This window comes from Streptomyces sp. F63, assembly GCF_018070345.1.
Classification (GTDB): domain Bacteria; phylum Actinomycetota; class Actinomycetes; order Streptomycetales; family Streptomycetaceae; genus Streptomyces.
Window position 1 is genome coordinate 90,879 of the sequence record NZ_JAGPXX010000014.1, and the last position, 14,428, is coordinate 105,306.

Annotated in this window: 11 protein-coding genes; 10 read left to right on the top strand and 1 reads right to left on the bottom strand. The window is 74.7% G+C overall.

The features are described from left to right. Positions 1 to 490 precede the first annotated feature (490 nt). From sucC to KBZ10_RS16530, 3 genes are all read left to right on the top strand, one after another. Positions 491 to 1,666 (top strand): ADP-forming succinate--CoA ligase subunit beta, encoded by a 1,176-nt coding sequence (sucC, locus tag KBZ10_RS16520; protein ID WP_210988413.1) that lies wholly within the window; start codon positions 491 to 493, stop codon positions 1,664 to 1,666. A 21-nt stretch (positions 1,667 to 1,687) separates the two neighbouring features. After that, the gene (sucD, locus tag KBZ10_RS16525) at positions 1,688 to 2,572 is read left to right on the top strand and encodes a succinate--CoA ligase subunit alpha (RefSeq protein WP_210988414.1); all 885 of its coding nucleotides are present in this window, start codon (positions 1,688 to 1,690) and stop codon (positions 2,570 to 2,572) included. 282 nt (positions 2,573 to 2,854) lie between these two features. Further along, the gene (locus KBZ10_RS16530; RefSeq protein ID WP_210988415.1) at positions 2,855 to 4,351 is read left to right on the top strand and encodes a DUF6350 family protein; all 1,497 of its coding nucleotides are present in this window, start codon (positions 2,855 to 2,857) and stop codon (positions 4,349 to 4,351) included. 13 nt (positions 4,352 to 4,364) lie between these two features. Here the strand turns inward: KBZ10_RS16530 and KBZ10_RS16535 are convergent, their stop codons facing one another. Further along, positions 4,365 to 5,387, bottom strand: a complete 1,023-nt coding sequence (locus tag KBZ10_RS16535) for a hypothetical protein (protein ID WP_210988416.1) — start codon at positions 5,385 to 5,387, stop codon at positions 4,365 to 4,367. Between the two features lie 247 nt (positions 5,388 to 5,634). Here KBZ10_RS16535 and purN point away from each other — a divergent pair, with 247 nt between their 5' ends. The 7 genes from purN (at position 5,635) to KBZ10_RS16570 (ending at position 14,404) form a co-directional block, all read left to right on the top strand. Beyond that, on the top strand, positions 5,635 to 6,306 hold the full coding sequence (purN, locus tag KBZ10_RS16540; RefSeq protein ID WP_210988417.1) for a phosphoribosylglycinamide formyltransferase: 672 nt from the start codon (positions 5,635 to 5,637) through the stop codon (positions 6,304 to 6,306). Further along, a complete protein-coding gene (gene purH, locus KBZ10_RS16545; RefSeq protein WP_210988418.1) occupies positions 6,303 to 7,907 on the top strand; it encodes a bifunctional phosphoribosylaminoimidazolecarboxamide formyltransferase/IMP cyclohydrolase in 1,605 nt (534 codons plus the stop codon). Before purN ends, purH begins: the two co-directional genes overlap by 4 nt. 167 nt (positions 7,908 to 8,074) lie before the next feature. Continuing rightward, the gene (locus tag KBZ10_RS16550; protein WP_210988419.1) at positions 8,075 to 8,956 is read left to right on the top strand and encodes a bifunctional methylenetetrahydrofolate dehydrogenase/methenyltetrahydrofolate cyclohydrolase; all 882 of its coding nucleotides are present in this window, start codon (positions 8,075 to 8,077) and stop codon (positions 8,954 to 8,956) included. Beyond that, positions 8,946 to 9,443, top strand: coding sequence for a DUF3017 domain-containing protein (locus tag KBZ10_RS16555; RefSeq protein ID WP_210988420.1), 498 nt, complete (start codon positions 8,946 to 8,948; stop codon positions 9,441 to 9,443). The genes KBZ10_RS16550 and KBZ10_RS16555 overlap by 11 nt, the downstream gene beginning before the upstream one ends. 489 nt (positions 9,444 to 9,932) lie before the next feature. After that, positions 9,933 to 11,099, top strand: coding sequence for an XRE family transcriptional regulator (locus KBZ10_RS16560; RefSeq protein ID WP_210988421.1), 1,167 nt, complete (start codon positions 9,933 to 9,935; stop codon positions 11,097 to 11,099). 567 nt (positions 11,100 to 11,666) lie between these two features. Continuing rightward, positions 11,667 to 12,656 (top strand): malate dehydrogenase, encoded by a 990-nt coding sequence (locus tag KBZ10_RS16565; protein ID WP_210988422.1) that lies wholly within the window; start codon positions 11,667 to 11,669, stop codon positions 12,654 to 12,656. A gap of 245 nt (positions 12,657 to 12,901) precedes the next feature. Next, the gene (locus KBZ10_RS16570) at positions 12,902 to 14,404 is read left to right on the top strand and encodes an aldehyde dehydrogenase family protein (RefSeq protein WP_210988423.1); all 1,503 of its coding nucleotides are present in this window, start codon (positions 12,902 to 12,904) and stop codon (positions 14,402 to 14,404) included. Positions 14,405 to 14,428: the final 24 nt, after the last annotated feature.

Below are 14,428 nucleotides of genomic sequence, written 5' to 3' on the forward strand. Positions count from 1 at the left end.
CCGGGGCCTCTCCGTTCCCCGGACCGTTCCGGGCGGGCGGGAAGGAAGGGCCGGTCGGAGGGGTGGCGAGAGGGGCCGGCAAGGGGAGCCGACAAGAGGGGCCGACAAGAGGGGCCGGTAAGAGGGCCGCCGGCGAAGGGTCGCCGGGGGAGGAGAGACGCCCGGCACCGGCCTCCACCGCTGGTGCCGGGCGTCACCCGGTCGGCGCAGCCGCCCCGGGCGGGGCCACTGTCGCCGATGCCGGGCATATCCCCGGTGCGGCGCGCCGCCACTCCTCTGATCTGTGACTGTAATCACCGCGCACATGTGATCTGTGATTTAGGGCCCTCCCGCGTACGGCGATAACCTGCCAGGCGGACATGCCGCGTGCCGGCCAGTGTGTGCGCCTCCCAGTGACCGCGTCGTCACGCTGCCCCTGCGGCACGCCCATGCAGACAACGCACCGCAATCACCACGACAGCGGTATCGAGACGCAAAGGGACGGACGCGCGTGGACCTGTTCGAGTATCAGGCGAGGGACCTCTTCGCCAAGCACGGTGTACCGGTGCTGGCCGGTGAAGTGATCGACACGCCTGAGGCGGCGCGCGAGGTGACCGAGCGTCTCGGCGGCCGCGCGGTCGTCAAGGCGCAGGTCAAGGTCGGTGGCCGCGGCAAGGCCGGCGGCGTGAAGCTGGCCAAGGACCCGGCCGACGCGGTCGAGAAGGCCGGCCAGATCCTGGGCATGGACATCAAGGGCCACACGGTCCACAAGGTGATGCTGGCCCAGACCGCGGACATCAAGGAGGAGTACTACGTCTCCTACCTGCTGGACCGCACCAACCGGACCTTCCTGGCCATGGCCTCCGTCGAGGGCGGCATGGACATCGAGGAGGTCGCCGCCACCAAGCCCGAGGCGCTCGCCAAGGTCCCGGTGGACGCCAACGAGGGCGTGACCCCCGAGAAGGCCCGCGAGATCGTCGAGGCGGCGAAGTTCCCCGCCGACGTCGCGGACCAGATCGCCGAGATCCTGCAGACCCTGTGGAAGGCGTTCATCGCCGAGGACGCCCTGCTCGTCGAGGTCAACCCGCTGGCCAAGACCGGTGACGACGGCAAGGTCCTGGCGCTGGACGGCAAGGTCTCCCTGGACGCCAACGCCGACTTCCGCCAGCCGGACCACGCGGCGCTGGAGGACAAGGCCGCGGCCGACCCGCTGGAGGCCGCCGCCAAGGCCAAGGGCCTCAACTACGTGAAGCTCGACGGCGAGGTCGGCATCATCGGCAACGGCGCGGGTCTCGTGATGAGCACCCTGGACGTCGTCGCGTACGCCGGTGAGGCGCACAACAACGTCAAGCCCGCCAACTTCCTCGACATCGGCGGCGGCGCCTCCGCCGAGGTGATGGCGAACGGCCTGGAGATCATCCTGGGCGACCCGGCCGTCAAGTCCGTCTTCGTCAACGTCTTCGGCGGCATCACCGCGTGCGACGCGGTCGCCAACGGCATCGTGCAGGCCCTGGAGCTGCTCAAGTCCAAGGGCGAGGAGGTCGACAAGCCGCTGGTCGTGCGGCTCGACGGCAACAACGCGGAGCTGGGTCGCACGATCCTCTCCGACGCGAACCACCCGCTGGTCCAGCAGGTGGACACCATGGACGGTGCGGCCGACCGTGCCGCCGAGCTGGCTGCTAAGTAAAGGGAACGGGTCACCAACACCATGGCTATCTTCCTCACCAAGGAAAGCAAGGTCATCGTCCAGGGGATGACCGGCTCCGAGGGCCAGAAGCACACCAAGCGGATGCTTGCCTCGGGCACGAACATCGTCGGCGGCGTGAACCCGCGCAAGGCCGGCGCCACGGTCGACTTCGGCGGCACCGAGGTGCCCGTCTTCGGCTCCGTCAAGGAGGCCATGGAGGCCACCGGCGCGGACGTCACCGTGATCTTCGTTCCGCCGAAGTTCGCGAAGGACGCGGTCGTCGAGGCGATCGACGCCGAGATCGGTCTCGCCGTCGTCATCACCGAGGGCATCGCGGTGCACGACACCGCCGCGTTCTGGGCGTACGCCGGCGCCAAGGGCAACAAGACCCGGATCGTCGGCCCCAACTGCCCGGGTCTCATCTCCCCCGGACAGTCGAACGCCGGCATCATCCCGGCCGACATCACCAACGCCGGCCGCATCGGCCTGGTCTCGAAGTCGGGCACGCTGACGTACCAGATGATGTACGAGCTGCGGGACCTCGGCTTCTCCTCGGCCGTCGGCATCGGTGGCGACCCGGTCATCGGCACCACGCACATCGACGCCCTGGCCGCCTTCGAGGCCGACCCCGACACCGACCTGATCGTGATGATCGGTGAGATCGGCGGCGACGCCGAGGAGCGGGCCGCGGAGTACATCAAGGCGAACGTGACGAAGCCGGTCGTCGGCTACGTCGCCGGGTTCACCGCGCCCGAGGGCAAGACCATGGGCCACGCCGGCGCCATCGTGTCCGGCTCCTCCGGCACGGCGCAGGCGAAGAAGGAGGCCCTGGAGGCCGCGGGTGTGAAGGTCGGCAAGACGCCGTCCGAGACGGCCCGCCTCGCGCGCGCCGCCCTCGCCGGCTGACCTCCGGCCGCACGGCCGCACGGTCGCACGGCCGCGTACCGCACAGCGGGGCCGCGAGGCCGTGCCGCACAGGGCGCCGGTTCCCCCTCCGGGCGGGAACCGGCGCCCTGCGGCGTACCCGGGCGCGGACACCGGGGTCCGCGGGGCGGGGCTCCCGCCGGGTGCCGGTCCCGGATCATCCGATCAGTCCGTCAGGTGATCCGACGACACAACGACCATAACGACACAACGAACATAGGCGGCTAACCGGATATACCGGATTGCGCTTGGCAGCATGGTCGCGTGAGCCGCCCCCTCGCCGACCCCGGCCTGCTGCCCCTTCCCGCCCATGACCACGGTGCCGACCCGCCGGCCCCGCTCGGCGAGCGCCTCCGCACGGCCACCGCCGGAGTGGCGGGTGGCGCGGTCGCAGCCGGGCTGGGGCTCGGTGTGCCCGCCGTGGCGGTGCTGGCCCACTGGATCGTCTCGGCCGACCCGGGCGCCGGGCCCGAGGGCGCCCTGCGGACCGCGGCCGCCCTCTGGCTTCTCGGCCACGGCGCGGAACTCCTCCGCACCACCGGCGTGGACGGCGGTACGGCCCCCGTGGGACTGCCGCCGCTGCTGATCGGCCTGCTGCCGGTATGGCTGCTGTACCGCTCCGCGCAACGGGCCACGGACGCCGCGGAGCAGGCGGAGGCGGCGGAAGCCGCGGCCCTCGCGGAAGCCGCCCTCGCGGTGCGCGTCGCGCGGACGGAGTACCCCGGGCCCGGGGAGACGGCCGGCGCCCGGCACGCGGCCCGGCACCGGGCCCCGGCGGAGCCTCCGCCCCCGCCCGGCCACAGCGCCTTCCCCACCCTCGCCTGGCTCTGCGCCGGCTACCTCGCCGTCGGCCTCGGCGCCGCCCTGTACGCCGACGAGGGACCGCTGCGCGCCGAGCCCGCCGCGGTGCTGCCGCGCCTCTGCGCCATCTGTGCCGTGACGGTGCTGTGCGGCACCTGGGCCGCCGGCGGCCTCGCCGAACGACGGCTGCCCCCCGGCGTGCGCGCCGCTCTGCGCCGGCTGCCGCGCGCGCTGCGCGCCCCGTTCACCTACCCCGAGGCGGGGGCCGGGCCCCGCGCGGCGGCTCGCGGCGTCGCGGTGCTCCTCGGCGGCGGCGCGCTGCTGGCGGCCGCGTCCCTCGCCGCGGACGGCATCGAGGCGCGGGACACGCTGCTCGCCCTCGACGGGACGGTGCCCGGACGGGCCTCCGTGCTGCTCCTCTGCCTGGCCCTGGCGCCCAACGCGGCCGTCTGGGGCGCCGCGTACGCACTGGGGCCCGGCTTCACCGCCGGGGCGGGCAGCACGGTCACCGCCCTCGTCGCCACGGGCTACCCGGAACTGCCCGCCTTCCCCCTCCTCGCCGCGCTCCCGCCCGAGGGCCCCGGTTCCCCGCTGACCTGGGCCGCCGGCGCGGTCCCCGTGGCCGCGGGCCTGGCCGTCGGCCGGCGCGCGGCCCTCGCCGCGTACCGGGCCCGGGCGGCCGGCCGGCCCGTCCCGGCCTGGTGGCAGACACCGCTGACCGCGCTGTACGGAGCGCTGGTCTGCGGGCTCGCGATGACACTGATCGCCGCCGCGTCGGGCGGCACCCTGGGTACCGGCGCGCTGGCCCGGCTCGGCCCCGACGCCTGGGCCACCGGGGCGGCCGCGGCCGCCTGGACGGGCGCGGCCGGGCTGCCCACCGCACTCGTCCTGCACGGCTGGTGGCTGAGGAGGAGCCGGTGGCGCGGCCCGGAGTCCGGCCCCGCGCCCGCCACGGCCTGACCGGCCGGGCGGCTCAGTCCGGGACGCCGAGGAGGGGACGGAGATGCTCGGGGAGGAGCTTCTCGCACTGCTGCTGGGAGGCCCGGGTCAGGGCGTCGTCCACGCACGTGTAGTAGTCGCGGTAGACGATCTGGAAGGTGTAGGTCGTCGCCACGACGGCCAGGGCGAGGCTGCCCGTGATGAGACCGCTGACCGCCGCGCTCTTCTGCGACCTGGCCCCGTAACCGCCGTTCTGCGCCGGGCCCTTGGCGGGCCCGGTGGCGGGGGTGCCCCCGGCGTCCGGGGGGCCCGACACGTCCTGCGGGCGGGCCGCGGCGGTACGGGACGGGGAGCTCTCCGGGCGGGGTGCCGTGCCCCGCAGGGAGCTGACACCCCAGTACAGGGCGAGGGAGCCCAGCAGCAGGGCGATCTCCGGCAGGCTGAACAGCGCGAGGATGAACGCCCACATGCCCGCGACCATCGCGTACCGGGCGCGCCGCTGGTTGGGGTCCGTCGGGTCCCAGCGCAGCTCGCCGGGGCCGCCCGGGCCCTCGGAGCCGCCCGGCCCGTCCTGCCGCCCGCCTCCGAAGCCGCCGCTCTGCCGGCCCGGCTGGCGGCTGCTCCACCGGGAACTGCCCCAGGACGGCCGCCGGCCGCCGTTCTCGCCGCCGCCCCGGCCCTCGCCGGAACCGCCGCGGGGCCGCCACTCCTCGTCGGGGCGGCCCTCCGGCGGGGGCGCGAAGGGATTGGCGGGCTCGCCGGCCCGGTCACCGCCCGCGTCCCCGCCGTCGGCGCCGTCCGCGCCCGTCCCCGGCCCCGTTCCCGCATCCGTTCCCGCGTCCGTCTCCGGCGTCCCGGCCGTGTCGCCGTCCCCGGTGTGCTCCGGTGCCCGCCCGGTGTCCCGCGGGCCGCCGTCGCCGCCGCTTCCGCTGTCGTGTGCGTCACGTCCGTTCCGCCCGCCGGAGGCCGGGGACGCCGATGCCGGGGGGCGTTCACGCAGGAGCGGGGTCGGGAACGGCGGGAGGCTGGGAGTCGCGCGGAGGCGTCGGTCCGGCATCTGGAGTGGTGTCTTCCCTCGTGTCGTCGTCCGGGCCGCGGGCCCGCGTCGGCGGATTCGGCCCTCGGAGTGACGTCGGTGTCTGAGACGCACGCTACCTTCCGCGCGCGCCCCCGTCCCGCGGGGGCTGCCCGCGGTGCCGGTATCGTGGCCCGTGGTCGGCGGCTTCGTAGGGTCTTCCGGACACCAGGATGCTCCTCGCTTGTGCGACCCCACAAACCTGCGCCCCGTGAGAAAGAGTTCCGCCGTGTCCTCGCCCCCTCTTCGCGCCCGCCCCTGGACTCCGGCCGGGGACCGGCCCGCCCGGCTGGTGGTGCTGGTCTCCGGCTCCGGTACGAACCTCCAGGCGCTGCTCGACGCGGTCGCGGCGGCCCCGGACGGCTCGTACGGTGCCGAGATCGTCGCCGTCGGGGCCGACCGGGACGGCATCGCCGGGCTGGAGCGGGCCGAGCGCGCCGGGCTGCCGACGTTCGTCTGCCGCCTCGGCGACCACCCGGACCGCGCGGCGTGGGACCGGGCACTCACCGAGGCCACCGCCCGTTTCGCACCGGACCTGGTGGTCTCCGCGGGCTTCATGAAGATCGTGGGCAAGGAATTCCTCGCCCGGTTCGGGGGGCGGTTCATCAACACCCACCCCGCGCTGCTGCCCAGCTTCCCCGGCGCCCACGCCGTGCGCGACGCCCTCGCGTACGGGGTCGGGGTGACCGGCTGCACCGTCCACTTCGTCGACGACGGCGTCGACACCGGGCCGGTCATCGCCCAGGGCGTGGTCGAGGTCCGGGACGAGGACCACGAGGACGGGGGAGCGGCGCTCCATGAGCGGATCAAGGAAGTCGAGCGACGGCTGCTCGTCGATGTCGTGGGGCGTCTGGCCCGCAACGGCTATCGCATCGAGGGACGAAAGGTACAGATCCCATGACCACTCCTGAAGGCCTCGCGGGCCTCCACGGCCCGGACGGCACGCGGCGGCCCATCCGCCGCGCCCTGGTCAGCGTCTACGACAAGACCGGCCTGGAGGAGCTGGCCCGGGGGCTGCACGAGTCCGGGGTCGAGCTCGTCTCCACCGGCTCCACGGCCGGGCGGATCGCCGCCGCCGGCGTGCCCGTCACCAAGGTGGAGGAGCTGACCGGCTTCCCCGAGTGCCTGGACGGCCGCGTCAAGACCCTGCATCCCCGGGTACACGCCGGCATCCTCGCCGACCTGCGGCTGGAGGAGCACCGCAAGCAGCTCGCCGAGCTGGAGGTGGCGCCCTTCGAGCTCGTCGTCGTCAACCTCTACCCGTTCCGGGAGACCGTCGCCTCCGGAGCCACCCCCGACGAGTGCGTCGAGCAGATCGACATCGGCGGGCCGTCGATGGTGCGCGCCGCCGCCAAGAACCACCCGTCGGTCGCCGTGGTGACCAGCCCCGGGCGGTACGGGGACGTCCTCGCCGCCGTCCGCGACGGCGGCTTCGGCCTGGACGCGCGCAAGCGGCTCGCCGCCGAGGCCTTCCAGCACACCGCCGCGTACGACGCAGCCGTCGCCACCTGGTTCACCGGGACCTACGCCCCCGAGCACGCGGAGAACGTCACCGCGCTCCCCGAGTTCCTCGGCGAGACCTGGCGCCGCAAGAGCACCCTCCGCTACGGCGAGAACCCGCACCAGTCCGCCGCCCTCTACACCGACGGCACCCCGGAGGGCATCGCCAACGCCGAGCAGCTGCACGGCAAGGAGATGTCCTTCAACAACTACGTGGACACCGAGGCCGCCCGCCGCGCCGCGTACGACCACGACGAGCCCTGTGTGGCGATCATCAAGCACGCCAACCCCTGCGGCATCGCCATCGGCGCCGACGTGGCCGAGGCGCACCGCAAGGCCCACGCCTGCGACCCGCTGTCGGCCTTCGGCGGCGTGATCGCCGTCAACCGCCCGGTGTCCGTGGCGATGGCCGAGCAGGTCGCGGAGATCTTCACCGAGGTCGTCGCGGCCCCGGCGTACGAGGACGGCGCCGTCGAGGTGCTGGCCCGCAAGAAGAACATCCGGGTGCTGCGCGTCGAGGGCGCCCCGGTCCGGGGGAACGAGCTGCGGCCCGTCTCCGGCGGTGTGCTCCTCCAGCACAGCGACCGCCTCCAGGCCGAGGGGGACCTGCCCGAGACCTGGACCCGGGTCTCCGGCGCGGCGCTGGACGAGACCGGGCTGGCCGAACTGGCCTTCGCCTGGCGGGCCTGCCGGGCCGTGAAGTCCAACGCCATCCTGCTCGCCAGGGGCGGAGCGACCGTCGGTGTCGGCATGGGCCAGGTCAACCGCGTCGACTCCGCGAAGCTCGCGGTGCAGCGGGCCGGCGCGGAGCGGGCGGCCGGCGCGTACGCCGCCTCCGACGCCTTCTTCCCCTTCCCGGACGGTCTGGAGGTGCTGCTGGAGGCCGGGGTGACCGCCGTCGTCCAGCCGGGCGGCTCCGTCCGCGACGAGCAGGTGATCGAGGCGGCGAAGGCGGCCGGCGTCACGATGTACCTCACCGGGACCCGGCACTTCTTCCACTGAGCCGGCCCGATCCCGCCCCCGCGGGACATCGCCCGGGCCGCGCCCCCTTCCCTGGGCGGCGCGGCCCGGTCCCGGACACCCGCGAGCCTCCGCACCCGCCCCCGCCCCCGCCCCGTCGCGGCGGACCTCATTGGCCACCGCCGCCGCCCATCCGGGAGGATGAAGCCATGACTGCCCAGATTCTCGACGGCAAGGCCACCGCGGCCGCGATCAAGTCCGAACTCGCCACCCGCGTCGCGGAGCTCAGGGCCCGCGGTGTCACCCCCGGCCTCGGCACGCTCCTCGTGGGCGACGACGTCGGCAGCCAGAAGTACGTCGCCGGGAAGCACCGCGACTGCGCGCAGGTCGGCATCGCCTCCATCCAGCGCGAACTGCCGGCCACCGCCACGCAGGAGGAGATCGAGGCGGTCGTACGGGAGCTCAACGAGGACCCGGCCTGCACCGGCTACATCGTCCAGCTCCCGCTGCCCAAGGGCATCGACACCGGCCGTGTCCTGGAGCTGATCGACCCGGCCAAGGACGCCGACGGCCTCGCCCCGATGAGCCTGGGCAAGCTGGTGCTCAACCAGGAGGCCGCCCTGCCCTGCACCCCCAACGGCATCCTGGCGCTGCTGCGCCGCCACGGGGTGGAGACCAAGGGCGCCCATCTGACCGTCGTGGGCCGCGGGATGACCGTCGGCCGCTCCATCGGGCTGCTGTTCACGCGCCGCGAGGTCAACGCGACCGTGACGCTCTGCCACACCGGCACCCGTGACCTCTCCGCCCAGCTCCGGCAGGCGGACATCATCGTCGCCGCGGCCGGTGCCCCGCACATCGTCCGGCCCGAGGACGTCAAGCCGGGCGCGGCCGTCCTGGACGTCGGCGTCAGCCGGGACGAGAGCGGGAAGATCGTCGGCGATGTGCACCCGGGCGTGGCCGAGGTCGCCGGCTGGGTGGCGCCCAACCCGGGCGGTGTCGGCCCGATGACCCGCGCGCTGCTGCTGCAGAACGTGGTGGAGGCCGCCGAACGGCGGGCCGGGGTCCGGGACGGCGCGGGCCATGCGGGCTGAGGCCGTGGAGAGCCAGGCGGCGGACGGCAGCCCCGGGACGCCCGGAAGCCGGGGGGCGCCCGGTGGCGCCGGAAAGCCGGGCGGGGGCGCGGGCCCGGGTGGCGGCAGCCGCCGCTTCCCCCGCCTCACGCGGAGCACCGCGCGCCCCGAGGGCGGCGGCCGTGCCGCGCCGGGGGACGCCCCGGCGCCGGTACGGCAGTGGCCGCTGCTGTCCGTGCTGGGCGGCACCGCGGCCGGACTGATCCTGGTCGCCTTCGGCGTGTCCCGGATCGGCACCCTGCTCGTCGGGCTCTCGCTGCTCGCCGGCGCGGTGCTGCGCCGGGTGCTGCCCTCGGTGGGAATGCTGGCCGTGCGGTCCCGCTTCACGGACATGGTGACGTACGGCCTGCTCGGCACCCTGATCACGCTGCTGGCTCTGATGTCCCTGCCCGACCCCTGGCTGGAGATTCCCTGGCTGGAGGACATCATCCGTTTCGCGGTGCGCTGACGCCCTCGGCGTTCGCGCACCCCTTGCCGGCGGACGCGTGGGCGGAGCCCGCCCCCTCCCCCGAGCAGGACGGGCTCCGCGTGTTTCCGAGCCTCTTCGTCCGGGGGGCCGGGATCAAGGGCGCTGGGTGCTCTGTGGCGCGGAGGTGACCGTTCCGGCATGTCCTGATCACGCTGTGCGCGCCGTGTCGGCAGCCGGTCACCGCTCCGCAACGGCCGTGCTCCGGACGCGCCCGCGGCCGGCCCGTCCGGGGCCTGCCGCCGGCCAACCCGTCCCGACGACCCGTCCCGACCGGGACGGATACGGGCGTACCGCCGCCGGCGCGGCGCGTTCTCCGCGGCAGCCGTGTCCCGAACCGGGGACACCCGTGTCGCCGCCGCGGCGGAACTGACATCCTGAACCCGAACATCCTTGACGGCAGGCGGCGTTACCGGGAGGTCGCGCCGTCGCCGGGTACTTGTGCACACGCGGGGGGAACAGGGGGAGGCAATGCCTCGTTGGAAGGTGCTGCCGGAAGAACTGGACCCGCAGATACGGGAGTTCACCGGACAGCTCCGCCGGATCGTCGAGCTCAGCGGTCTGGGGGTCGGGTCCGTCGCGGACCGCACCGGTTACAGCAAGACCTCGTGGGACCGGTATCTGAACGGCCGTCTGCTGCCGCCGCTGGGAGCCGTGGTGGCGCTGGCCGAGGTGACGGGCTACGCCATCGGTCCGCTCACGGCACAGTGGGAGCGGGCCGAGGCGGCGTGGGCCCGCGCCGAAGCGGGGCACGATCGCGCCACGGAACCACCGCCGGAGGCGCCGCCGGGGCACCCGGCGCCGGGGAGGGCGACGACCGGTGGCGCGGCGCCCGGACACCCCGCACCCGCGGCACCTCCGTACGGGCGGCCGGCCTCCGCGCCCGGGCAGCCCGGGCAGCCGGATCCCGGCCATCCGACGCCCGACACCGTCGCGCTCTCCGTCGTGACCGCCCCGGCCGGGCCGCGCGGGCCGGACGCGGGCAGCGACGCGCGCTCCGGCGGTGGCCCGCGGCCGGGTGGCGGTGCCCGGCGCGCGCTGCTGCTCGGACTCGGGCTGGCGGGGGCGCTCGCCGTGACCGCGGGCGCGGTGTTCTTCCTCGGTCTCGGTGACGACGCCCCGGCGGACGGCAAGGCCCGGGTCGCCACCACGCCGACGTCCGCCCCGGCGGAGCCGGAGCTCCCCGAGGGAGTCGCATGCTCGGGTGACGACTGCACGGGCGAGGACCCGGAGGAGCAGGGCTGCGGCGGCGAGCACGCCGGCACGGTCGCGGAGGTCCGGGTCGGCGCCGCGTTCGTGGAGATGCGGCACAGCGAGGTCTGCGGTGCGGTCTGGGCACGCATCACCGAGGCGGCCCCGGGCGATTCGGTGCGGGTCGCCGTGGGGAAGCGGAGCGAGAGCGCCGAGGTCCCCGCGGCGACCGGGACGCAGCCCGGGGTGACGGAGGCCTACACCCGGATGGTCGCCGCCGGCGAGCCGTCCGACGCCGAGGTGTGCGCGACCACGGCCGCGGGCGCGGAGGACTGCGCGCGGCCCGGCGCCGGCGCGGGCTCCGCGACCTCCGCCCCGCCGGGCGCCGGGGTCGGGGCCGGCGCCGGGGCACCGGAGACCCCGGGAGGTCCGTCCACCGAGGGGTAGCCGCAGCGCGCGGAGGCCGACCGCGGCCGCCGGGCACGCCGGTTGGGCTTCGGAGTCCGGGCCCGGAGGTCCGGATGCCCTCCGCCGGTGGCCGGTTCCCACCGGTCCGGCGGGGGGCCGGCCCCGGTGCGCGGCGGGCCGGCCGCCCTCCGCGGGCGGTGGCCGTCCGTCCGGTTCTTGCCGCCGTCCGGGGCGCATGCTTCCGCGGACCGGGGGCAGACGCCCGGGCAACCCCCCACGGGTGCGGCACCCCCCGTGGCGGCCGCTCGTCTCCCCCTCCTCGACGAGCGGCCGCCCTCCGCCTGCCCGCCGGGGGTTCGTGCCCGCGCCGTACGCCGTACCCCGCCGCACCGCCGTACCCCGCCGTACCCCGCCGCACCGCCGTACGGCCGTGCTCCGCCCAGGCCGTGAGCCGGGACACACAGGGCGGCAGAGCCCCGCGGACCCGTGGTCGGATAGCCTGACGCCGGTCTTCCCGTAGCGCGTTCTCCCGGGCACAACCGGGCGGGAGACCGAAGATCACATGGGGCAGGGACACCCACCACGACCCGCAGCAGGAGATCGCACATGACTCGCACTCCCGTCAATGTCACCGTCACCGGAGCGGCCGGGCAGATCGGCTACGCGCTGCTCTTCCGTATCGCCTCCGGTCACCTGCTCGGCGCGGACGTGCCGGTCAAGCTGCGTCTCCTGGAGATTCCGCAGGGGCTGAAGGCCGCCGAGGGCACCGCGATGGAGCTCGACGACTGCGCCTTCCCGCTGCTGCGCGGCATCGACATCACCGATGACCCGAACGTGGCCTTCGACGGCGCGAACGTGGGCCTCCTCGTCGGCGCCCGCCCCCGCACCAAGGGCATGGAGCGCGGCGACCTGCTGGAGGCCAACGGCGGCATCTTCAAGCCGCAGGGCAAGGCGATCAACGACCACGCCGCGGACGACGTGAAGGTGCTCGTCGTCGGCAACCCGGCCAACACCAACGCGCTCATCGCCCAGGCCGCCGCCCCGGACGTACCGGCCGAGCGGTTCACCGCGATGACCCGCCTGGACCACAACCGGGCCATCTCGCAGCTCGCGGCGAAGACCGGCGCCGCCGTCTCCGACATCAGGAAGCTGACGATCTGGGGCAACCACTCCGCCACCCAGTACCCCGACATCTTCCACGCGGAGATCGCGGGCAAGAACGCCGCCGAGGTCGTGAACGACGAGGCCTGGCTCGCCGACACCTTCATCCCGACCGTCGCCAAGCGTGGTGCCGCCATCATCGAGGCCCGCGGCGCGTCCTCGGCCGCCTCGGCCGCCAACGCCGCCATCGACCACGTCCACACCTGGGTCAACGGCACCGCCGAGGGCGACTGGACCTCCATGGGCATCCCGTCCGACGGCTCCTACGGCGTCCCGGAGGGCCTGATCTCCTCCTTCCCGGTGACCTGCGAGGGCGGCCAGTACACGATCGTCCAGGGTCTGGACATCAACGCGTTCTCCCGCACCCGCATCGACGCCTCGGTGCAGGAGCTGGCGGACGAGCGCGACGCGGTGCGCGGTCTCGGCCTGCTCTGACCTCGCCCCGGTCCGGCCCCCGCTGCCGGGCCCGGCAGCTCTCGACGGCCCGCCGCCGGTCGGTGACACGACCGGCGGCGGGCCGTCGTATGACAGGGGCCGTAACCGAACCGTAAGTGAGGAAGAACACTTAGAGTTAGGTTTTCCGCATACTTTTCGGCCAAGGGGGGATGGTTCCCCGTCGCCGGTGCCTCAACCCCGTCCGCACCGGCACGCACATCCCAGGCTGAGAAGGTGGAACCCGCATGCCGTCCCCCGACACCCTCCATATCGACGGCACCTGGCGCCCGGCCGCCTCCGGCGCGACGCGCGAGGTGCTCGACCCCGCGGACGCCACCGTCCTGGCGCGCGTGGCCGAGGGGGACGCCGAGGACGCGGACGCCGCGGTCGCCGCGGCACGCCGCGCCTTCGACTCCGGGCCCTGGCCCCGGACCCCGGTGGCCGAGCGCGCGGAACTACTGCGCCGCGTCGCCGCGCTGCTCCAGCGCGACCGCGAGGAGATCGCGCTCATCGAGAGCCGCGACACCGGCAAGACCCTCGAAGAGGGCCGCGTCGACGTCGACGACGTGACGGCGGCCTTCCGCTACTTCGCCGACCTGGTGATGAACGAGAGCGGCGGCCGCGTCGTGGACGCGGGCGACCCCGGCGTCCACAGCGTCGTGGTGTACGAGCCCGTGGGCGTCTGCGCGCTGATCACCCCCTGGAACTATCCCCTGCTGCAGGCCTCCTGGAAGGTCGCCCCGGCCCTCGCCGCGGGGAACACCTTCGTCCTCAAGCCCAGCGAGATCACTCCGCTGTCCACCGTCCACCTGGTCCGGCTGCTGGCCGAGGCCGGACTCCCGGACGGGGCCGCGAACCTCGTCACCGGCCCGGGCGACCCCGTCGGAGCCCGGCTCTCCGAACACCCCGGCGTCGACCTGGTCTCCTTCACCGGGGGCCTGGCCAGCGGCACCAGGGTCGCCCGGGCCGCCGCCGCCACGGTGAAGAAGGTCGCCCTGGAACTGGGCGGCAAGAATCCCAACGTCGTCTTCGCCGACGCGTGCGCCACCGAGGAGGGCTTCGACACCGCCGTCGACCAGGCGCTCAACGCCGCCTTCTTCCACAGCGGCCAGGTCTGCTCGGCCGGCGCCCGCCTCATCGTGGAGGAGTCCCTCCGGGAACGCTTCGTCACCGAACTCGCCCGCCGCGCCGCCGCGATCAGACTCGGCCGCGGCACCGAGGACGGCGTGGAGTGCGGCCCCCTCGTCTCCGCCCAGCAGCTCGCCAAGACCGAGATGTACGTCGCCTCCGCCCGCGAGGAGGGAGCCGTCGTGCGGGCCGGCGGCTCCCGGCCGGAACCCTCCGCCGTGCGCCCGGCGACCGGCTACTTCTACTCGCCCACCGTCCTGGACGCCTGCCACCGGGGGATGAGGGTCGTCCGCGAGGAGACCTTCGGCCCGCTGCTCACCGTCGAGACCTTCCGTGACGAGGACGAGGCGGTCAGCCTCGCCAACGACACCGAGTACGGGCTCGCCGGAGCGGTGTGGACCTCCGACGCGGGCCGCGCCCGGCGCGTCGCCGGACGGCTGCGCCACGGCACCGTCTGGATCAACGACTACCACCCGTATCTGCCGCAGGCCGAGTGGGGCGGCTTCGGCAAGTCCGGCATCGGCAGGGAGCTGGGCCCGGCGGGCCTCGCGGAGTACCGCGAGGCCAAGCACATCTACCAGAACCTCAGTCCCCGTCCGCAGCGCTGGTTCGCGGGCTGACCTTCCCGGCCCGCCACCGCGCCC

What these genes read in the sequence shown, in the direction of transcription:
- sucD (WP_210988414.1), top strand. Translation starts at nt 1,688, where the DNA reads ATGGCTATCTTCCTCACCAAGGAAAGCAAGGTCATCGTCCAGGGGATG.
- KBZ10_RS16535 (WP_210988416.1), bottom strand. Translation starts at nt 5,387, where the DNA reads ATGCCGGACCGACGCCTCCGCGCGACTCCCAGCCTCCCGCCGTTCCCG.
- purH (WP_210988418.1), top strand. Translation starts at nt 6,303, where the DNA reads ATGACCACTCCTGAAGGCCTCGCGGGCCTCCACGGCCCGGACGGCACG.
- KBZ10_RS16550 (WP_210988419.1), top strand. Translation starts at nt 8,075, where the DNA reads ATGACTGCCCAGATTCTCGACGGCAAGGCCACCGCGGCCGCGATCAAG.
- KBZ10_RS16555 (WP_210988420.1), top strand. Translation starts at nt 8,946, where the DNA reads ATGCGGGCTGAGGCCGTGGAGAGCCAGGCGGCGGACGGCAGCCCCGGG.
- KBZ10_RS16560 (WP_210988421.1), top strand. Translation starts at nt 9,933, where the DNA reads ATGCCTCGTTGGAAGGTGCTGCCGGAAGAACTGGACCCGCAGATACGG.
- KBZ10_RS16565 (WP_210988422.1), top strand. Translation starts at nt 11,667, where the DNA reads ATGACTCGCACTCCCGTCAATGTCACCGTCACCGGAGCGGCCGGGCAG.
- KBZ10_RS16570 (WP_210988423.1), top strand. Translation starts at nt 12,902, where the DNA reads ATGCCGTCCCCCGACACCCTCCATATCGACGGCACCTGGCGCCCGGCC.